The 3,609-nt window shown below is 71.2% G+C and carries 4 protein-coding genes and 1 pseudogene; 4 read left to right on the top strand and 1 reads right to left on the bottom strand.

Annotation, left to right across the window (positions count from 1 at the left end):
- From AC6RA4_RS15035 to AC6RA4_RS15050, 4 genes and pseudogenes are all read left to right on the top strand, one after another.
- Positions 1 to 123 (top strand): annotated as a pseudogene (locus AC6RA4_RS15035) (acyl-CoA dehydrogenase family protein); the annotation flags it as partial.
- On the top strand, positions 123 to 1,223 hold the full coding sequence (locus tag AC6RA4_RS15040; RefSeq protein WP_500161643.1) for a CaiB/BaiF CoA transferase family protein: 1,101 nt from the start codon (positions 123 to 125) through the stop codon (positions 1,221 to 1,223). The pseudogene AC6RA4_RS15035 and the gene AC6RA4_RS15040, both read left to right, overlap by 1 nt.
- Positions 1,223 to 2,059, top strand: a complete 837-nt coding sequence (locus AC6RA4_RS15045; protein WP_500161644.1) for an HTD2 family dehydratase — start codon at positions 1,223 to 1,225, stop codon at positions 2,057 to 2,059. Before AC6RA4_RS15040 ends, AC6RA4_RS15045 begins: the two co-directional genes overlap by 1 nt.
- Positions 2,053 to 2,853, top strand: coding sequence for an HpcH/HpaI aldolase/citrate lyase family protein (locus tag AC6RA4_RS15050; protein ID WP_500161646.1), 801 nt, complete (start codon positions 2,053 to 2,055; stop codon positions 2,851 to 2,853). The genes AC6RA4_RS15045 and AC6RA4_RS15050 overlap by 7 nt, the downstream gene beginning before the upstream one ends.
- A 36-nt stretch (positions 2,854 to 2,889) precedes the next feature.
- Here the strand turns inward: AC6RA4_RS15050 and AC6RA4_RS15055 are convergent.
- On the bottom strand, positions 2,890 to 3,609 hold a 720-nt coding region (locus AC6RA4_RS15055), incomplete at its 5' end, for an ABC transporter substrate-binding protein (RefSeq protein ID WP_500161647.1).

Genomic DNA, 3,609 nt, shown 5'->3' on the forward strand with positions numbered 1-3,609 from the left:
TGCGAATACGATGTCGAGCGCAAGTTCCGCGAAACCCGGCTCTATCAGGTGGCGCCGATCTCGACCAACCTGATCCTGTCTTATGTCGCCGAGCACGTGCTGGGCCTGCCGAGGTCGTTCTGATGCGCCCGCTCGAGGGCGTGAAGGTGGTGTCCATCGAACAAGCGGTGGCCGCTCCCTTCTGCACCTCGCGGCTGGCCGATGCCGGCGCCGAGGTGATCAAGATCGAACGGCCCGAGGGCGATTTCGCCCGCGGCTATGACGATGTGGCCAATGGCCAGTCGAGCTATTTCGTCTGGCTCAACCGGGGCAAGCGCTCGCGCACGCTCGACCTGATGTCGGAGGAGGGCCGCGACGCGCTCACCCGGCTGCTGGGCGAGAGCGACGTGCTGGTGCAGAACCTCAAGCGCGGCGCTCTGGCCCGGCTCGGCTTTCCCTTTGAGCGACTGACGCGCGAGTTCCCGCGCCTGATCACCTGCTCGATCTCGGGCTATGGCGAGGGCGGCCCGATGGCCGACCGCAAGGCCTATGATCTTCTGGTGCAGGCGGAATCCGGGCTCTGCTCGATCACCGGGGGGCCGTCCGAGCCGGCCCGCGTCGGCATCTCCATCGTCGACATCGCCACCGGCGCCACGGCGCAATCGGCGATCCTCGAGGCGCTGATCCGGCGCGGCGTGACCGGCAAGGGCGCCACAATCTCGATCTCCATGTTCGACGTCATGGCCGACTGGCTCACCGTGCCGCTGCTCAACCACGAGGGCGGCAAGAGCCCCGAGCGCGTCGGCCTCGCGCACCCCTCGATCGCGCCCTACGGCGTGTTCACCGCCAGGGACGGCACGCAGATCCTGCTCTCGATCCAGAGCGACCGCGAATGGGCAAAGCTCTGCGACCTGTTCCTCGGCCAGCCCGGCCTCGCCAGCGACCCGCGCTTTGCCACCAACGTGGCGCGCGTCGCCAACCGGACCGAGACCGACGCCGTGCTCGCCGCCCGCTTCAACGCGCTCACCGGCAACGAGGCGGAGGCGGCGCTCCTGCGCGCCGACGTGGCGCTGGCGCGGGTCAACGACATGGAGGGGCTCTCGGGCCACCCGCATCTGCGGCGCATCACCGTCGAGACCCCGAACGGCCCGGTCTCCTACCCGGCGCCGGCCCCGGTCTGGGAGGGCGAGGCCCCGCGCTTCGGCCCGGTGCCCCGGCTCGCCCCGCTCGAGGAGGTCGTGTGATGGACATGAGTCTCGATCACCTGAAGGGATGGATCGGTCGCGAGGAGCGCGCCTCCGAGCTGCTGACCCCGGTGCTGACCGAGCGCTTCCTCGCCACGTTCGACCGCGACGGCGAAAGTGGCGCGGGCGCCGAGGCGCCGCTTCTGCTGCATCACGCGCTCTGCCACGCGGTCGCCGCCACCGCCGAGCTCGGCCCCGACGGGCACCCGCATCGCGGCGGCTTCCTGCCGCCGGTCACCCTGCCCCGCCGCATGTGGGCCGGGGGCGAGATCGCCTTTCACAGTGCCCCGCGCGTCGGCGAGACCGTCACGCGGGCCTCGGTGATCGACGACGTGCGGATCAAGCAGGGCCGCAGCGGCACGCTGTGCTTCGTCACCGTCACGCATGAATACTCCGCCGAGGGGCGCGCGGTGCTGAGTGAGCGGCAGGACATCGTCTATCGCGATGCGCCGGCGCCGGGCGCGACGCCCAAGACGCCGCCGCCCGCCCCCGAGGGCGCGATGCGGCGCGAGGTCGATCCCTCGCCCGAGCTGCTCTTCCGCTACTCGGCGCTGACCTTCAACAGCCACCGCATCCACTACGATCTGCCCTACGTGACCGGCGAGGAAGGCTATCCCGGCCTCGTGGTGCACGGGCCCCTGCAGGCGGCACTGCTGGTGCAATACGCCGCCGACCTGCGCGGCGCCGCGCCCGCGCGGTTCGCGTTTCGCGGGGTGTCGCCGGCGTTTTCAGGCCACCCGCTGGTGCTGCACGCCAGCGAAGAGGACGGCGCGATGCTGCTCTGGAGCGCCGCGCCCGGCGGCCCCGTTGCGATGGAGGCAAGAGCGGAATGGTGAACCCCGAGACGATCCGAACCCCGCTCTTCGTTCCCGCCGACCGGCCCGACCGCTTCGAAAAGGCGGCGGCCTCGGGGGCCGATGCGGTGATCCTCGATCTCGAGGACGCCGTGGCCCGCGACCGGAAGGAGGCCGCCCGCGCGGCGCTGCGCAGCGATTTCACGGATCTGCCGGTGCTGGTGCGGATCAACGCCACCGGCACGCCGTGGCATGAAGACGATCTCGCCGCGCTGCGCGGGCTGAGCCTCGCCGGGGTGATCCTGCCCAAGGCCGAGGGGCCTGACAGCGTTGCCGCGCTCTGCTATGCGCTTGGCGACGCGGCGCCCGTGATGGCGCTGATCGAGAGCGGGCTGGGCCTTGCCCGGTGCCGCGCCATCGCCGCCCTGCCCGGGGTCTGCCGGCTGGTCTTCGGCTCGATCGACTATTGCGCCGATCTCGGCTGCGAGCATCTGCCCGAGGTGCTGCTGCCGGCGCGCTCCGAGCTGGTGCTGGCCTCGCGCCTCGCCGGGATCGCCCCGCCCGTCGACGGCGTCACCGCGCGGCTCGACGATCTCTCCGAGACCTACGACGACGCGGTGCACGCCCGCGCCATGGGGATGACCGGCAAGCTCTGCATCCACCCGGTGCAGATCCCCGAGGTACGCCGCGCCTTCCTGCCGTCGGAGGCCGAGATCGACTGGGCCCGCCGGGTCATGGCCTCGGGCGACGGCGCAGTTTCGGTCGATGGCGCGATGGTCGACGCGCCGGTGCGGCTGCGCGCGCAGAGCATCCTCGCGCAGGTAGAGCCCGCCTGAGCGGCCTGCCACGGCAGGCGGGCCAAGCATCCGGCGTCAGGGCGCCTGCGCCGCCTGCTGTTCGAGCGCGTTCTCCCACTCGGCGAGGAAGGCACGCCGGTTGAGCGGGTCGAGATAGACCATCAGCGCCGGTCCCAGCCGGATCGGCCCGAACCCGGCGGTCCCCTGGCTCAAGGGCGGCAGCGGCCAGTCGCCATCCTCGGCGCGCAGACCAAGCTCGAGCAGCATGTCGAGCATCGCCTCTGCCGCGCCGGTCTCTTGCGCGGTGGCCGGGATGATGGCGGTGCGCAGCATCAGGTTGGCGAAATCCTGCATCTGCACGATCGCGATATCTGCCCGGCCCTCCTGCGCCATGCGATCCTCGGCATAGCTGCCGAGAACATTGTAGGCGAGGCTGAGGCGGCCGCTGATCACGTCGTCGACCATCTGGCCCGAGCAGCAGTAAAGCTCGGGCGCGAGCCGCCCCATGACCTCGCTGAGCCGCCAATAGGCATCGGTCGAGCGCGCCTCCTGCGTGGCGAAGAGAAACCCCAGCCCGCTGTCGCGCACGTCGTAGGTGCCGATGGCGTTGCGGAAGCGCTCGGGGTTGTCGCGCAGCAGCGTGATGAGCTCCTGCCGCGTGGCCGGCGGCGGCGCCCCGTCCAGCGCCCGCGACGACAGCACCACCACCGCAGGCTCGGCGGTGAAGGCAAAGATCAGATCGCGCCAGCGCGCCCAGTCGGGCAGCGCGTCGGTGCGGTCCGAACGGTAACTCTG

Source organism: Salipiger sp. (genome assembly GCF_059781815.1).